Origin of the sequence: Microcoleus sp. AT8-B5 (assembly GCF_036705565.1) — a bacterium.
Lineage (GTDB): Bacteria > Cyanobacteriota > Cyanobacteriia > Cyanobacteriales > Microcoleaceae > Microcoleus.
Map to the genome: position 1 here is coordinate 94,849 of NZ_JAUBUY010000010.1, position 17,233 is coordinate 112,081.

General features: G+C 43.4%; 12 protein-coding genes. 7 read left to right on the forward strand and 5 right to left on the reverse strand.

Going from position 1 to position 17,233, the window contains the following annotated elements; genetic code table 11:
* Positions 1-32: 32 nt before the first annotated feature.
* Together QUB39_RS09420 and QUB39_RS09425 are read right to left on the reverse strand one after the other, a co-directional pair.
* Positions 33-2,312, reverse strand: a complete 2,280-nt coding sequence (locus QUB39_RS09420; RefSeq protein ID WP_333393018.1) for a M23 family metallopeptidase — start codon at positions 2,310-2,312, stop codon at positions 33-35.
* A gap of 366 nt (positions 2,313-2,678) precedes the next feature.
* Entirely contained in the window at positions 2,679-3,017 is a 339-nt protein-coding gene (locus QUB39_RS09425; protein ID WP_333261077.1) for a hypothetical protein, read from the reverse strand.
* Between the two features lie 368 nt (positions 3,018-3,385).
* Here QUB39_RS09425 and QUB39_RS09430 point away from each other — a divergent pair, with 368 nt between their 5' ends.
* The 3 genes from QUB39_RS09430 to QUB39_RS09440 all read left to right on the forward strand — a co-directional run bounded on the left by QUB39_RS09430 (position 3,386) and on the right by QUB39_RS09440 (position 6,694).
* Positions 3,386-4,066: a hypothetical protein gene (locus QUB39_RS09430; RefSeq protein WP_333261074.1), complete on the forward strand. Its 681-nt coding sequence runs from the start codon at positions 3,386-3,388 to the stop codon at positions 4,064-4,066.
* Between the two features lie 55 nt (positions 4,067-4,121).
* Positions 4,122-4,706: a class I SAM-dependent methyltransferase gene (locus QUB39_RS09435; protein WP_333261071.1), complete on the forward strand. Its 585-nt coding sequence runs from the start codon at positions 4,122-4,124 to the stop codon at positions 4,704-4,706.
* A 194-nt stretch (positions 4,707-4,900) separates the two neighbouring features.
* Positions 4,901-6,694 carry a bifunctional 3'-5' exonuclease/DNA polymerase gene (locus QUB39_RS09440; RefSeq protein WP_333261068.1) on the forward strand — a complete coding sequence of 598 codons (1,794 nt, stop codon included), beginning with the start codon at positions 4,901-4,903 and terminating at the stop codon, positions 6,692-6,694.
* Between the two features lie 83 nt (positions 6,695-6,777).
* Here the strand turns inward: QUB39_RS09440 and QUB39_RS09445 are convergent, their stop codons facing one another.
* The 3 genes from QUB39_RS09445 to QUB39_RS09455 all read right to left on the reverse strand — a co-directional run bounded on the left by QUB39_RS09445 (position 6,778) and on the right by QUB39_RS09455 (position 13,690).
* Positions 6,778-9,600 carry a hypothetical protein gene (locus QUB39_RS09445; RefSeq protein WP_333261065.1) on the reverse strand — a complete coding sequence of 941 codons (2,823 nt, stop codon included), beginning with the start codon at positions 9,598-9,600 and terminating at the stop codon, positions 6,778-6,780.
* A complete protein-coding gene (locus QUB39_RS09450; protein WP_333261061.1) occupies positions 9,600-11,975 on the reverse strand; it encodes an ATP-binding protein in 2,376 nt (791 codons plus the stop codon). The genes QUB39_RS09445 and QUB39_RS09450 overlap by 1 nt, the downstream gene beginning before the upstream one ends.
* Before the next feature lie 128 nt (positions 11,976-12,103).
* Positions 12,104-13,690 (reverse strand): AAA family ATPase, encoded by a 1,587-nt coding sequence (locus tag QUB39_RS09455; protein WP_333261059.1) that lies wholly within the window; start codon positions 13,688-13,690, stop codon positions 12,104-12,106.
* Between the two features lie 323 nt (positions 13,691-14,013).
* Between QUB39_RS09455 and QUB39_RS09460 the strand changes: the two genes are divergently transcribed.
* The 4 genes from QUB39_RS09460 to QUB39_RS09475 all read left to right on the forward strand — a co-directional run bounded on the left by QUB39_RS09460 (position 14,014) and on the right by QUB39_RS09475 (position 17,216).
* Complete coding sequence (locus tag QUB39_RS09460; protein ID WP_333261056.1) at positions 14,014-14,715, forward strand: hypothetical protein; 702 nt, start codon at positions 14,014-14,016, stop codon at positions 14,713-14,715.
* 295 nt (positions 14,716-15,010) lie between these two features.
* The gene (locus QUB39_RS09465) at positions 15,011-15,445 is read left to right on the forward strand and encodes an aminoacyl-histidine dipeptidase (protein WP_333261053.1); all 435 of its coding nucleotides are present in this window, start codon (positions 15,011-15,013) and stop codon (positions 15,443-15,445) included.
* A gap of 398 nt (positions 15,446-15,843) precedes the next feature.
* On the forward strand, positions 15,844-16,824 hold the full coding sequence (locus QUB39_RS09470; protein WP_333298200.1) for a radical SAM protein: 981 nt from the start codon (positions 15,844-15,846) through the stop codon (positions 16,822-16,824).
* Positions 16,821-17,216, forward strand: a complete 396-nt coding sequence (locus QUB39_RS09475) for a DUF6375 family protein (protein ID WP_333176401.1) — start codon at positions 16,821-16,823, stop codon at positions 17,214-17,216. The genes QUB39_RS09470 and QUB39_RS09475 overlap by 4 nt, the downstream gene beginning before the upstream one ends.
* Positions 17,217-17,233 lie beyond the last annotated feature (17 nt).

The following is a 17,233-nucleotide window of genomic DNA, read 5'->3' on the forward strand; positions in this document are numbered from 1 at the left end:
GGAAATCATGGTGCAGAACATCTCCGTTTAATTCAAATTCCTTCTTGAGATGGGTTAACAGCCGTTCCATTAATGCGGGTTTCAAAGTGCAAGCGAGGGTCTGCCGTTGTCCCAGTGCTGCCTAATCCGCCTATGACCTGACCTTGAGAAACACGATCGCCAACTTTGAGTTTCACTGAACCCTCGCGCAGATGAGCATACCGAGTTGTGCGACCGTTGCCGTGCTCAATTTCGATCCAGTTGCCGTAGCCACCGCCGCAGTTCTGTAACCCTTCCTGGCAGTTAGACACCGCTGTCTTGACAACGCCGTCGCCAACAGCTTTTACCGGGCTTCCCATTGAGCCGGCAATTCCAATGCCGTTATAGATTTTCCGCACGCCGGAAACCGGACGAGTCCGCATCCCAAAGCGGCTGGTTATTGGCCCATTCGCAGGCTTGATATACTGACTCGTGGATTGACCGCCGCCGGGGGCAGCACTCGCAGAATTAGAGGATTGCGCCGCACTGGAAGTCGGAACGCAAGCAGCAGCATTCGACTCCGCGATCGCCCTACCTCCCTCTCGATAGCGCCTCAAAACATCCTGTCCGTAACTTGAGAGAGTTAAACGACCGAATATATCGGTTGAAGAGCCGTCAACTTTGGAATAGTCGCCCCCGAAATGCTTTTGAGCTACTCGCTCAATCAGGCGATCGCCACTAAAAAAACTTCCAGTAGTAGGGTCTTTTTCTTGAGAAGTGGCATTCAGCTTAGAAGCGAGACTTTGAGCAAAAACAGCTTCTCGATCGGCAGGCGGAAAAAATTGAAAAAGTTCTGCTTGAGTGGGTTGGTAACCGTGTCGCAGTTTGGCTAAAAATTGCGTACCCCCTGGTTTAGATGAAATTGAACTAGCAGCGTACTCGTCGTAGTTTATAAACTGGTACTTGCCCAACGGAACCCCGCAATTATTTCCGCCATCAACGCAAGCATTAACGCCGGCATTCTCGTAAGAACCGCTGCTTTCAATACTGGCGATCGCTTCCGACAAAGTGGGAACATTGACTCCTTGAACATTGCCAACTGACACTGGCGCTGGTGCAGTGCTACCCGGAGGGCAAGGAACATTAATATTAGCTGCTGTAGCTACGCCTTTTGTAACAGGAGAAGATACTCCGCCGCGAACTGCCCCAGTTGGTACAGAGGAAGAGCCGCCAGAGGACGATTCCAGCGCCCCAACGAAAATGGGAGAATTAACCCGATAGGTGAAGAAAGGTACTGGGCCAATGAAATAAGGAGAGCAGCCGCAAGGCGAACAAAATCGGAAGAATAGAGCCGTATCAACGGTATCGGTTTGCTCGTCCGGTTCCATGACCACTACCTTAAAAGCACTGCCAAAAGGCAATCTTCCCGTAGGTTCCTTGCCGCCGTTGACACCTTTAAGACAGCCCGATCCGCCCTCCACTTCCTGGTACTTACCGCTAATCCATTGCTTGCCTTCGAGCGAACCGCGAGCGTTCCGACCCGAATTCTCCAGATCGTCTAGTTCGATGTAAGCGCAATCATTTTCTTGGCAGTTAACTGAGAATCCCTGAACGTCTGAGCCTGATATCGTCTTAGTTCGCCGTCGCTCGGCGGGACCATAAACCGCATCAATTCTCATTACTAAATTGCCGAATTCTGCTATTGGATTGGGAAAGCTAGACAGAGGTAAAGCATTCAACCCAGGTACGTCTTTAATTAAGGTCGTTTGCCAATCTGAAAACGCGCCAAGTTGAGCGCTGCTTAAGTTTGGAATAGAAGACATTGAATACTGAGACAGGTCAATTTCTCCCAGTTTCAACTGACCTAATTGTGGATGGGAACTGAGAACCCGATCTAGAGTGCGATCGGCTACATCAATGCCAGCAGCTTTTGTTGCTAGCAGTCCCGCCACCGGCGCAATCTCTGCGACTTTAAATTGACCGAGAATAGGGATAGCCTGAACTAAGTGATTTAACGACTGCTTGGCAACTAAAGTAAATGCGCTTAAAGCTACGCTATCTAAATTCAGACCAGCTTGCTGTGTGACAAAACCAAAGGATAACAATTCTGGTTGCAAAGCTTGGCTGATATCGCCCAACATGATGTACTGGTCAGGAGTTTGCCCTGCTGTCCAACTTCGGCTAAAATCATAGCCAACTGCCTGCTTGTACTCTCCCGCTGAAAGGCTTCCCGATTGACTGATGGGTGGCATTTGAGAAAAAGAAATTTGTGTCCAATCTGGCAAGAGGGCGTTAACTGAAGTAGGATTTCCTTGCCTGTCCATCCCTGGTATTTCTAAAATTTTGGTTGGCATTTCAGTTGTATCAGCAGGAATTCGTGCCGTAGCAAATATTGGTTGCTCAAACAAAATGGAAACTATTAAGGCGAGAGAGAATAACCATACTGATGATCGCCCGAATCTTGTTGATAATATTCTTCTCATGTTTGTGTAAAAAACTTTGGTTATTGGTTGAGGATACTGTAGAAAAGTTAAGCAATTAAGTGGCAAAAAGGAACCCACCGAACTTGATGAGGCTGCAATTGCGCTTCTTAAAATAAATAAAGCAGTCAACCGAGGCTTTACATGGAGCAGCCTCGGCGTAAAGCACTGCAGCTCTAAGTCATCGTCGCCGAAATGAGAAGTTTCATACAGGCGATTTATAGCCTGCAATCTGAAGCACTACAGCTCTAAGTCACCGCCGTAGAAATGAGAAGTAGCTGTTTGATTTTGATAGGGATTCGCGTCATTTACGCCTCCCTTAAAATAGGGGTTAGGGTTAGCAGCCGTCTCCGTCCACGGAGTATCTGCTAAATTTAAATCGCCTTCAAAAAGGTTTTCTCGATAGCCATCAGCAAAGTAGTCTGGAACCCCGTATCCCTCTGTTTGCTGACTGCTATAACTGTTGCTTCGATATCCGTTAAGGGAGGATTCGCACGGGTTACTTTCACGACCACTAACAGCATAACCATCAGCGCTATAACCTGGTTCATTGGCACAGATATTGTTTGGATCGTTCATAAATTATGTAGCTACAAAGTCGTAAGAATCAACAATTAAGCGTAGCTAGGGATAACGAGTAGGGGTTTCATCCGATAGTCGTAATTAAACTACCGCCTATCGGCGGATAGGCTACGGCGGCGATTGACGTAGCCTATCTGCAAACAACCAAGACCTACTGCTATTGCACGAAACAAAATATAGCGCTGGCATTGCTCTTAATTTCGCCCGCCTTCCATCCAGCAAGGTGGGTAAAAATTACTCAGAAATATAGAGGTGCGTATCTCTGCCGAATTGTTTGCCCAACAGACGGCGCAAATCCCTGTAACTGAATTCGCTACGCGATTTTTCTGATCTTCATTCGTCACACAATTATCCTTCAAAAAGATATGACTCAGCTAAATCTGTTAACGCCCGAATTACTTGAACAAATTACCACTCACCCTGTAAAACCTCAGTCCGGCATTTTGGAAAAGCTGAAGCTATTAGCCCAGATGGGTATGCACCGCGACTTAATAGCCGTGCTACTGGAATTTACCGGAATTCCCCTTCCCCTTTTACGTTACTATGCAGGCCCATTAGTTTTACACAAAACCCCCTGGTCAGAAAGCATACCTGACTGGTTGAAAACGGCTTGCTTATCCGATAGGCTCGATTTGATTCTAGAGGAGTACAGCAACAGAATTGTAGGGAATTACTGCACTTCCACAGAAGTCGTGGCTTATATGATGGGAGCCACATTTGAAGCTCCTCTGCACCACAGTTATTACAACGTCTATATGTGGGCAGCACAAGACACCTTGACAAGACATAATCGGCTACCAAATGGTTACAACTTGTCCGAATTAGCTGAATTTTCAGCGGTGAACTTTGACAGCATCCAAAATGATTATCACCATCTAGCTAGAGCAATTAGGAAAAGCGTTGTCCGTCATGCAGCATCCCAAGGCTGGGGCAAACGTAAATTGTCCCAAGATAAAAGCGCTGATGCAGATTTACCGACAGAAATGGTAACAGCTAAGTCACCAAAAGATAACTCAAAAGTTGAAGGGCAATTGACTTTATTTTAACACGTAAAAAAAGGCAATCTTCGCCAATTCTAGCCCGAATAGCAGCAAAAATAAAATGAAAGATACTTCATCGCTTGCAGAAATGCTATATGAGCGAATCCGAGAAGCTCCACCTTATTCCTGGTTTCCGTCTCCCCCAGAGCTAATTGAGCTTATGATTGAAGAAGCTCAAATTATTTCAGGAATCTACGCCTTAGAACCAACAGCAGGAGACGGCTTATTGGCGCAGGCTATGGTTAGAGCGGGTGCAATCGTTGATGTAATTGAAATAAACCCGCTGCTACAACAACTTCTGTTTCAAAAAGGGTTCAATCTAGTTGGAAGTGACTTTTTAACAACTGAACCGCAGAGGCGATATAGCAGAATTTTGGCAAATCCCCCATTTTCTACGCCCCACATCAAAGGAGTTGATTTAGATATCATACAACGTGCCTATAACCTTTTTTTAGGCAATTATGGACGCCTGGTAAGTGTTGTTAGCAATTCCATGAATGTCCGAGGCGATCCGCGATCGCAAGCATTTCGAGCCTTTCTTAAGCGCACGTCTGCCAAGTTAATCGAACTTCCCTTAGAAATCTTTTGGGGGAGCGATCGCCCGGTTACTGTTGAGAGCTACCTAGTCGTAATAGACAAAAAATAGACGATTGCTTCCCCACTATACCGTTTTATTAGTGGGGACTGCACAACTTACCTTTCAACAAATCACTATTGCTTCCTCTTGAAATAAATTTAAGAATGTAACTTAGCCTTCTCTACCGAATATCTGCCCCAATATCTCCGCTATTTCTATCATTTTTACGACTAAAACTATTACCTTAAAACCCCTCTATTCCCATGAATAATTCCCCACACTACGCCCAAAAATCTATTGTGGAATACGAGCTGATTACAAACTTTTCCCGACTAAATGATGTCCTCTCGCCTTTAATAAAAGCTCGTGTTATAGCCATAGACACAGAAACCACCGGGCTAGATCCACTTACGGAACGCATCCGACTTATCCAAATAGCTGTCCCCCACCGCCCAGTGATAATTGTCGATCTAGCTGCTTTTGCCGATCGCGAATTATCGCCTTTAAAAGCGCTTCTAAACAGCCGTGCGCTCAAAATATTTCAAAATGGTAAGTTCGACTGGCAGGTACTAGAAATAGCTGGACTTAGACCGTCTGGCCCATTTTTTGATGTCATGCTAGCGAGTCAGGTGTTGCGATCTGGACTCAAGAAAGACCACGATCTACAATCCCTCGCTCTTGAATTTTTAGGAATCAAACTTGACAAAAGCCTACAGTCGAGCAATTTCGGAGGTAAGTTATCAGCTTCTCAGTTAGAATACGCCGCTTTAGATGCTGCTGTCCTTCTGAAACTTAGAGCGCGACTCATCTCAAAACTTCAGAATGCTGGGTTACTAGAAACCGCCCAAATTGAATTTGAAGCGATGCCTGCTGTAGCCCAAATGGAACTAAATGGAATGTTACTGGATGCAAAACACTGGCATTTGGTGGCCGAGGAACTGAAAGCTCAAAAGCAGACTACGCTGGTGGAATTAGTGAAAGCCGGTCTCAAACCAGCCCCTAGCGCACAACTTTCCCTGTTTCCCGAGATGGTAGAAAGCATAAATCCCCGCTCGTCTGTACAAGTTTTAAGCGCTCTCCATGCCCTAAACATTCCAATTAAGTCAACAAGTAAGAGCGAACTTATTCCTCTAGCTCGTCAATACCCGATTATTCAGTTGCTACTGAATTATCGGAAATTAGCATCTTTGTGTTCCAACTTTGCTGAGGCATTGCCCAAACACATTCACCCGATAACGGGGAGAATTCACCCCAGCTATCGGCAATGCGGCGCTCGTTCTGGACGCTTTAGTTGCAAGAAGCCAAACTTGCAAAACGTTCCCAGGAATTGTACGGCAAAGGGGATGCGTGCGTGCTTCATTGCTGCTCCCGGATATCAAATTATTAAAGCAGATTACAGCCAAATCGAGCTAAGGATTGTCGCTGAAATATCTGGCGATGCAAAAATGTTAGATGCCTACGCTAAAGGTGAAGATTTGCATACTTTAACGGCTTCTTTGATTACAGGTAAGGCATTAGAGGAGGTAACGGCAGAGGATAGACGGATAGCTAAATCAGTTAATTTCGGATTAATTTACGGCATGGGTGCTGCCAAACTCCAAGCTTATGCTGAGGAAAAATATGATGTTCTTTTAACCTTGGACGAAGCTAAAGAGTTCAGAAGACGATTTTTCCAAGCTTATTCTGGAGTCAGAAGATGGCACGACAGCATCAGGAAAACGGTGTACGTCAAAGACATCAAGCAAATCCGTACAATTGGCGGACGCAGAAGACGGTGGGCAAAGAAACCCCGACTTTCTGAGTTGCTAAATCACCCTGTTCAAGGAACTTCGGCTGATATGTTGAAAGTGGCGATCGCTCGTTTGTTCAAACTCCTACCCAAGACTGGAGCGAAGTTGATTGGTGTAGTGCATGATGAGATTCTGTTAGAGTGTCCGCAAACAACTTTAAAAAGAACCACTTGCATTCTAAAAAAAGTGATGGTGGAAGCTGGAGAGCTATATTTGCAGCAAGTTCCGGTTGAACTTGAAGTAAAAATTGCTTCTTCTTGGGCTTGAATCCGAAGAAAATTTAGAAATTACCTAATGTAGCGATCATTAGGGGGCAAATTATGGCTTAGCTTTTCACACATATTGGAGGTTCAAGACACGTGTTCCCGCCCCTCTAGCTTGTGTTGAAGCACACTCGCAAGGGGAATACCAGCTTCCACCAATCGATACACCAGATTAGAATATCGTTGTAGGATTGCCTTATCACTACGAATCTGCTGCTCAAAGCTGTTCCAAATACGGTTTAATAATTCGGCTGTCTGTTTTCCATTCCCACGCTGTTCATTCCAAAGGTCATGGACAGCATTACTTGCACATCGATTCAACCATTCGAGTGTTGGTTCTGGTGCAAACTGCCAGCCAATACCATTGAGCATGGTGAGAAAATGGCTATAGGCGTAAGAATTATGCCCAGCTACGCTAACCCACTTGTCAAAAATCTCCATAAAAAGGTGGGCGTGCTGCCAATCATCCTTAATGCGAGAACTACCATGCTGGGTAAAGACGATTAGTTGTAAAACTTCTCCAGTGTCAATATCGAGGTAGTCATAACTGACTTTTGTGGCAATTTCTGAACTATCCAGTACCCACTTGCAAATTTCTTTCCAAATTTCTAAAGCTTGTGTAGTTGGTCCTTCGACGTAATCAATTTGATGACTGATATATCCATTCAGAAGATCGGCTGTCAGTTTTGGAACCTGAGACCAATTGTCTCGTAACGGTGTCAAAATGTGCTGGCGAGTTTCCTCAACACTTAGCGATTTTGCCAAATATGCTGCCCAAGTAAAGATAAATTTATTCCACATATAGGGCTTATGAGACTGGGAATATAGTTCATCTTCTATTGGCAAGTTATCTGCGAGTGTTCGAGCTACTAAATCATCACAAAGCTGGAGCAATTTGTTTTTGGTGGCTGATTCTCTACACAGTTCTGTAAGTGGCAAAGTATAAAGCCCATACTCAACTTTCCCTCGAATAAAAACAATCTTTCTTACTGTGGGGATTCTAGGAAGCTCTGGAATTTCGTCTTTTGCTAGATAGTCAAAGTGATTCTGAATAACATTGTCTTTCCAAGTTTCTAGCTTCTTAAAACTGGGTCTAAATCGTCCAACATGAGTTCCATAGTAGTAAATTTTCCCAGGAATTTTAGTTCCATAGTAAAGTTTTCCAGGAACTATAGATAGCGAGAGACAAAGACTCAAAACATTCCAGCATAATCCTGGATCGAGATTCCATCCATTTTGCAGACCAATAAATACTGCTTTTACCACTTCTCCATTATCGGAAAACTGTCTCACTGACTCACTTATTAACTGGAGAATCTGCTGGCGTATTTCAATATCTGCTACACCATGAGTAGCTAGTAAGGCTAAACCTCGCCCAGCATAAACTTTCACCCTAGACGATGACATAGCATACATGGATGTTTCAGCCATACAAGCAGCCGCAAGTAGAATAGCGCGGCACCATTCTAAATGGTTCTGTGTTCTTGCCCACTCAAAATCTGCAATGAGAATTGCTACAGCAACACCCGCTATTGCTTTAAGACGAGTAACATCAAGAATATTTTCGTTATCCGTTTCAGAAAAATCTTCGGATGCCTCTAATTCTTTGGCTGCTGCAACAGCTTCTTCTAAAGTCATCCGCTCTTGCGGTACACGATTTTGAATGGTTTCTTCTGCCCATAGATATACACTAAGCCAAGGTTGGTATTTAACGTTAGGTGCGAGAAGTTTTTGATTCCGTTCTCTCAGTTCTTTAGGAAATTCTACCCATATTTGTAATTGTTCACCCACTTGCTGTTGTCGATAATTTTCTCTCCTTCCAAATACTTGATAGTTTTCCATTTTTTCTTGGAGAGCAGCTACAAAGTTTGGATCTGATTTTTCTTCTTCATAACGAAAGGGAAGGTTTTCTGTAAATTTATCAACTGCCTGCTCGAATGGAACTCTTAAAGAGTCATCACTCGACAAAACGTAATAAATTGCTAAATTCTTTCTAATTTCTCGTGAACGCTGCGGTCTTTTATTTCGCCTTTCAAGGACTTCGTAAAGCCAGTCATTATGCCGATCAAATTCCAAAAGCTTAAGAAATGTTAATGAATTGGTTTGATCGTGAAAGAGACGCTCTCTGTCCATTTCCCAAATATCAGGACAGATTGCAATTGGTAGTGCTGCTTTTAAACACTTTTCAGGATAAGCAAGTGCTATATTTAAGCAAATACCTAGTACGGCGACTGAATTGCTCTCACTCAATACTTTTTCAAAAAGAGCTTCAACATTTCTACCTTCTTCAATCTGTCTCTCAATCCACTCTTCTAGTGCCATCAAGGCAGAAATCACAGCATATGAACCATTAGTTATTCCTCTAAACCAGCAATAAACTTGAGTATCACCCCAAAAATCACGAGAACCGGAGGGTAAATTAATAGTGACTGGTAGAGGAGTTAATTTAGGTCTGTCAAATTCTTCTCGCTGTTCATACTCACGCCATTTTTCAGATGCAGTATTGGCGAGATTGTGGACTAAACGCAGTCCTTCATCCTCATTCTTAAGCAAGAGATATAAAAACGGTCCTTGAACAGGTGCAGGGGGGGAAAAATTCAAGATATCGTTTATACCAAAATTTCTATCTTCTGACGAGCTAGTTATTCTTCTAGGAATACTAGGATAATTTTTTGGATTGATTGGCTTTTGGATAAGTACGCTGATTACAAAATCAACAAATTCTCTTGAGATTGAATCGACAAGAGGCGTAAAGTCTTGAATTTTAGAAATTACATCCTTTTTGGCGTCATAATTCCCAGAGTTAGCGAGTTCGCCGAGATAAGAGCCAACTTTCTCTGGCAAAACATCTGCTGAGTGCAGCACAATTCTGTGTAAGCGGTTTTCGTATTCATCATCATATCTCGACATTAGCAACCTCTCCTTGCTTCTTCTTCCTTAAGTAATGCGATCGCTATTTCACCGATTTCTTTTCGATAAATAAATCCTATTGGCGAGTTGACTTGCCACATCTCCATGAGCTTAACAACTTCTGGGCGAACGGTTGTGGGTAAATCATTGAGGCGTTTTAGCAACCAACCCATGAAAGGTTGCCACACTGACCATCTTGGAATTGGATCGCTCATTAAAAGCGACTTTACGCGATCGCTTGACCGTAACTCTTCTTCTGTAAAGAAAGACATTAGTGAAAAGTTCGGCATCACTTCCAAAGTTCGGATTGCAACCATTAACTCGATAAGTCGCCGTGCATTATCAGCTATGAGTAGCGGTTCAGCTTTATCAAGCAATTCGCTGGAACGTGGAGATACTAGAAGTGCAGTCAGTAATGCTTGCCGCCATCTAGGAGAAAGTTCCGAAGCTTGCTCAACTTGCTCTATTAACTGTATCCAAGAATCTGCCGTCTTAGAGTTTTCTAGCAAAGCTAACCCCAGCAATTGAACAGATCTATATAAACCGAACGGTTCATCTAGTTCTTGAAGATAAGCAGATAAGTCCTCACGACGCTGATTCAACACGCAATACATCACCCAGTCTTCAAACAAATCATGGCTAAAGCGATACACTTCCCGATCGGGGTCTTGTACAATGATTCGATCTGCAGCGAGAGAAATAATTGACTCTGGAGAAACAGTGTCTTCAACAGTAAAGTGCTTACCAGGAGATTTTACAACTTGTTTACCCAATTTCAAAAGAGAATTTTTTCTATCACGACCGGAGACGGAACCTTCATTACCAACCAGTCTGTCCCACCACACTTTACTGATTTCAATTTCTGTAGCAACAGGTGGTAAGTCTTCTAGATTTGGAAGCATACGTGGGTCTTCCAGAAGCCTCAACATCAATGGATTCTTAAGAATCGGCGAAAGCTGACTCAGAGATAACAGTGGTTTAAGTCGAGGACTGTGTTCGACAATACTTTGGAGTTCCTCTACGGTTAATTCCGGTACTTGCAACCTTATTGGTTTTCCTAGTGATTGCCAGTCCAACCATCTATAGACATTTTGAAGATTTTCTTCCCGTGCTGAGAATACAACTGTCCAATGCCGAGAACCATCTTCGCTAAGTGGAACCTCTGCTAACGTGCGAAGTAAATCATTCACAACAGCACGTTTACCTATGTCAACAATCCGATCGATCCCATCAATAAAAATAGTTGGTCTAGAACTTCCACTTAATGCTACGAGAAGTTTATTCAGTGGCTGTTTGAGTTGTAGAGTGCTTGCATAAATACTCCAACCTGTCCCGATGATACGCTCTCCTGAAATAACTAGAACTTGACCTTCCCCTCGTTGATACTCAACAAGAGTCTTCACTACGGCTGACTTACCAACTCCAGATGAGCCAACTATCTCAATTAGTGATGCTTCTGAAAGCTTTTCTAGAGCATCAACGATTAGAGCGGTTCGACTAAGAGTTAAACCTCCAATATCAACTCGGATATCCTTTAGTACAAAATCTGATTCTTGTCGTATCTTTTCAAGGTCAGAGCGACAATGAATGAGCGAGAGTAGAGAAAACTTAGCTTGCAATCTCTGCATTAAAATCTCTGCATTAAAGCTGCCAGCAGTTCCATTTGCCTGAGTAGCCACATCAACAAGTTCAGTGAAAAGTTGCGGTGCTTCAGTTTTTTTATCAGTATTTAGCAGATGACTCACCATCTCAACAGTATAGCTATAGTCACGCGAACCATCTCGCTGAAAATCAAAATGCAAAATAACCATTGAGCGCAGGAAGTCCCACAACTCATCATCGGTTACACTACTCCCTAAGTAAGTATCTAACTTGCCACGAATTAATTGGAGAAAGCTACGCTGAGTTTTATTTGCCAAACGTTGTTGATTAATTCTCTTGAGGAAATCGTTTGAATCTGTACTGGTACGCGCCCAAGTTAGAACACTTTGATAATGTTCATCAATATTTTTTGAATACAGCCCGATTCCAATCCCAAAGCGATCAATACCAATATGAAATTCCGAAGACTTGAAAGTTTCCCAACAAGCTTGGATTACTTCATCAAAGGTTTTATCTTTTTCACCGAAAGTTAAATCTCGTTTAATTTGGAGAGCAAGCTTAGCCTCACCAACTGGAAGCTCCGAAACAATAATGAGGTCATCTAGTGGCTGTCCCTCATAGAGACGCTGAAAACGTACTTCTCGCGTTACTCCTGCCTCTTGACCGCGAGGAACTGCTTGCAATAGCAATGCTGCTAGGTAGTAAGCACCAACTCGGTTTTCGTAATCAGGCCCAGCACCTCCGGTTGAAATAGGGCTTGCAACTTTTTTCATGCTGATATTCAAGAGCGCTAATCTAGTATTGCCTATTGCCAATTTGCCTTAAAGTCACCATCCTCCCTATCTTAAGATAATTATAGACTAAAACTGATGTTAATAAAGAATTGCATTCCCTATCTATGCTAACCAAACAATTCCTGTAACGGAATTGAAAATCGCGATCGATCCTCTCCACTAGCCGATCTAGCATAAGTGGCTTGATTGCGAATCGCTAGAATCTGCTCCTCATCCCGCAGCATCGACGGCGTAAACTGGTAACGCTGTTGCCGAAGGTCGTTCAAAGTCACCTTCAATTCATCCGGCTGTTTCCCTTGTACCCGAGCGCGATAATAAATTTCCTCAGCACATTTTCTCACAGCATTGCCGACTTCTGCGGGTGTACAAAGCCTGTAATCTCTCAACAGAATCCGCCACTCATCATCTGTCCAAGGCGACTCAGAAGCATTACGAAACTCAGGAAAATATTTTTTGAGATGAAGATTGAAAATTTCATACATCGCCCCTTCGTGAGGCAAATCCACAAAGAAAATATCATCAAAACGACGAATTAATTCCGGTGGTAACATCCCCAAACGGTTCACTGTCGCCACGATATAAATTGGGTATTGATGCTCTTGCATCCACGTTAAAAGCTTCCCCGATAAGCGCCTAGAAACGCCGCCATCTGCATTGGAATCCCACCCTGCAAAACCTTTATCAAAATCATCCCAATAGAGAATTGTAGGACTTAAAGCCTGAGTCAGTTCCAGCAATTCGCGCAAAGCTAAATCTGGTCTGGAAGAACCAACAATCGAACCCCAATCAGCCGCCAACAGCGGTACTCCCATCTTCTTAGCCGCAAGTTTAGCACTCAGACTTTTGCCCGTACCCGGCGGCCCCCAGAGAATCATTCCTTTGGGAAATTTGAGTCCGTATTTCTCTGCTTCTGGACTCAACAACGAAGCCACCTTTGAAAGGGACTCGTCTAGCAAGTCTAAACCACCTGCATCCGGCACATCAGCCTCGGCAATAAACTCTAAGCCTCGCCCCCGCAGCTTGTTAACCTTGTGGTCGAGCACCAACCGCGCTATTTCCTCCACACTCGAAGCAAAAGCTAGCGATCGCTCCAAAATCAACTCGATCTCACCTTGGGGCAACCCCTGGCAAGCTCGAACCAAAGCAGTTTGCAACACCTCGTCACCTTTATCGCCAAGCCAAGGATTGCGATCGCAAAACAACTCCACCATCTTTTGCGCTGCAACTCGGGACGGTAATGGAGTCGTCAGTACGGGAATCAAAGGCTGCAAGTTCATCGGCAGTTGTATGTAGTTTTCCAGCATCACCCAAAACTGAGGAACCGCAGACCAAGATGAGTGATAGTAAGCATTTGCCAGTTGAAACCCCAGACGCGAACTCACCTGACCGGATTCGTCAAAATCTAGCACTCCCTCAAGAATGTAAATTCCCTCTCTCTTACTCTCTAATAGAAACTCAAGCACGTCAGAATCTGGGTGCAAGTCAGTATTTTGCAAGATGCACTGACCGTCCCGACTCACAATTTCCTGCAAGCAACTGTACCCAGAGTTCCAAAAGAAAACAGGCAAATGCAGTTCCTGCCCCCAATTGTGAAACTGTGCTAACACTCTGATTCTGTCAGGCGTGTAATACTCCAGCCCGACAATCTTAATGCCTCTTTGGGCCAGAGCGAGCCAATCATTAATGGTACGCATAAATTCAACGGTAAGAAATATTCAAAGGTACTCTTCTCATTGATAAGCTGCGGTCGAGCGTTGCCATCAGCCAATAGTTCTACAGCAGCCAAACCTCCTTTTAATTCTTAGGAATTATTTACCCAATTTCCTCAATATACATAATTGGGTATTTTGCCTGCTCGAAGAAAAAACACCGAATTATTAGATTAATTTATTTCAAGGTAACAATTTTATAAATAATTATTAATAACAATAAAAAAAAACTAATTATAAATTTGATGAAATTTGAGAGCGCCTAACGGCGCTGTTAGCCGTGAAGTAGTTTAATTAAATCAAACTTTATGGCTACAACAACAGCTAAAAACCATAACTCTCGCCCATCCAATGGAGCGGTGACTTTGAATGGCAAAAGCAATGGTGCTGCTAAGTCAAAGAGCCCAGCGACAGCTACCCAATCGCAGGTCAGTCGCCGTTCGACACTCACTGTAGAAGAGCAAGCAGACGTACTTCTAGACCGCGTGCGAACTACCATCCTGAAAAAGTTTGGAGTCAAAATTCAACTGCGCGAAAAACGCCTCCAAACTAAGGTAGGTCACGCTACCAAGGAAAAACTAGGTTTGGATATTGCTGCACAGTTGAAAAAACGCGGCAAAACGATGAACTGGCAGCGTTGGAATAACGAAGTGTTTCCAGCTCTATTTGGTCAACCCGATGCACTGCGCCACGATATGGAAGTCATTGCGCTTGTGATGGCAAAACTATACGACGTTTTCGAGCTTGACCCGCAAGAAGCAATTAAAGGTCTTGTCAAATTCAATCAAGAATCGCTTGCTAAACGCAATAGCTATAACAAGCAGGATGAATCCGAAGATGAAGATGAAGATGATGATGTGGATGACTTAGAAGATGAACTTGATCCTGATGAAGATGAGGAAACAGATGAATCCGAAGAAGACTTGGATGAGGACAGCGAAGAAGACTTCGATACCGAGGACGAAGAAGATGAGGACGAAGATGAGGACGAAGATGAAGATTTAGAATAGTCTTTCACCCTCGCTCAAATTTTTCAGCTTCCTTCAGCGTCGCTCTTGTTGAATATGTAAAACTCTGCTCTACCTAAAAACGGTAGAGTAGAGTTTTTTATTTTATTCATCTTATTAGTATTTTAATAATTTTCAACTTTCATGGAAATATTTAAAGTATTAATTGCTTTAAATTTAATTAGTTTTAAACACAGTTATTAATAGTTTATGTGAAAGTTAAGCCCAATATTAAACTTAAAGAGGCAGCGATTGCTGCTGTGTATATGAACAAACTTGAATTCAGGAAAATTGAGAAATGAGAGTCACTGAAAAAGTTCAAAAGACTAATGCAACCCATACCGCTAAAGCTCATAAGACTCAGATAAAAGCCCTAGACAAGTGCATTAGTTACAACGATAAACTTCGCCTAATGGTACTAGAAGTTTTGAGAGAAGAATCAGGTCGAGAACTGGCAAGCGTTGCTCGCTTTAACGGCGGCCAATTTGATTGGGAGACACATAATGCCCAATTTCGCGCTGACTACAGCGAGACACCTTTAAAGGAATTGATGCGTGCTGGTCGCATCCTATACGGATTGACCGATATGGATGCAATCCGCGATCGCCGCGCCAAGCATCGGGGCATTCGCAATCAACGGCTCGCCCGTCAGAGCAGCCCAGTTGCTTCCAGCTCGCAAAGTGTGTACGAAGAAGTGGATGTTGCTGACGACGACATCGATGATTTGGATTAAGTCGCTTGAGCAACTAAGAATCTCAAAAATTGCCTGTTAAGGGCGGCTTCCCCACTCCTCATTTATTCTAGGAGTGGGGAAGCTTATTGCCACCCACCCACCCTTTTATTCAGAGCTATTTTACTTTGTAAAAACCGTATTTGACCTGGATGCGGATTTTAGAGAGCTAAAAAAGGAGGAAAAAAGAGGAGAAAACAGCACAGTTTTTACTCATTACACCTACAATTTCCTACTTTTACCGTTGCAATCAGTATAAATACCTATCACTTTTTGTAAAGAATTGTTGCTTTTGGCGTAATTTTTTGTATTTTAGACCCTCGTAAATCCTCCTCAATCCTCGTAATATGTAGGGTAGTCGCATAGCAAGCCATGTCAAATAGACGTTATAGAGGGTAAAAATGAGTAACGTGAGTTCAATGGAGTCTAATCGTTACCATCTGGTTGCAACTACGTCTAATGTCTCCTCCACCTTGAAGGTTCGTGTTGGAGCCGCAGGTTTACATCTGTTCAATCGAAACACTGGTATGAATCTGTTAGTAGATGAAGTTAGTCTACCTCCAAGCATATGGTCAACTGCCCCACGTCAAGTATCTATCGCGCTGACGAATGCTTGCGATCTTACTTGCCCCCATTGTTACGCACCAAAAAATCCTGCTGTGTTGGATTTTGAGCAGTTAACGGTCTGGCTTACTCATTTGGATGTCAATGGCTGCATTGGTGTGGGCTTGGGAGGCGGGGAACCGACTCTATATCCTCGGCTCGCAGAACTCTGCTCTTTCGTAGCTGAAAAAACGGGTTTGGCTGTTACCATGACCACTCATGCCCATCATCTCAGCGATCGCCTTCTTGAGGATCTATCAGGAAATGTACATTTCATCAGAGTGAGCATGGATGGGGTTGAAGCTACCTACGAATCTCTCAGAGGAAGACCTTTTGCTACCTTGATTCAACGTATCAAGGCACTTAGTAAACGTTTTCCCTTTGGCATCAACTTTGTGGTTAACTCGAAAACTATTGATGACCTTGATAAAGCTATTGATCTCGCGGAAGAATTCGGTTGCTCTGAATTCTTACTTTTGCCTCAAGAAGCCACCCTAAGAACTGGCGGGATTGATAGCGATACTTGTAGAATATTGCAAGAATGGGTGGCTAACTACCGTGGATGTATTCCCCTTGCAGTCAGCGAGAGTGGTGCTGATGGACTTCCGACCTGTAATCCCCTTATTGCGGAAACAGGGTTAGAGGCTTTTGCCCATATAGATGCTTCAGGAATTTTAAAACCAACCTCATACAGTACTGACGGTGTTCAGATTCTTGAGGATGGAGTGATGTTAGCACTTCATAAGCTAGCTAGAAGTAATCAGGAGATAAATTTATGAAAGTTTGGCGTGGCTACGGGTCTGAACACTCGATGAACTTAGTGATGATTGGGCAGTTTAAGAGCGTTGATGACGCGAGAAAAACCAAACAAACAATTGACCAGCTTACTGAAAAGCTTGCTGACAAAATAGAAGTTGGTAGAACTAGAAACCGATTCGGAGATGAAGTTTCTGCTCTTTTAAAGGATGCAAATATCTATACTCTTGGTCCTCTGGAACTTGAGCAGTTTTTGTATGACGTAAGCACTCGAATAGAAGAAGACAAATTGATTCTAACTACTGATGAATCAGAAGTTTCCGCTTTTATGAAGCTTATGATTGATAGAGGAGCAAAAATTGAAATTTTTTCGGCTCATGATTACCCAGACGCTGAGTATGGGCGAGGTAAATAGACTTTTAAGATACTGCA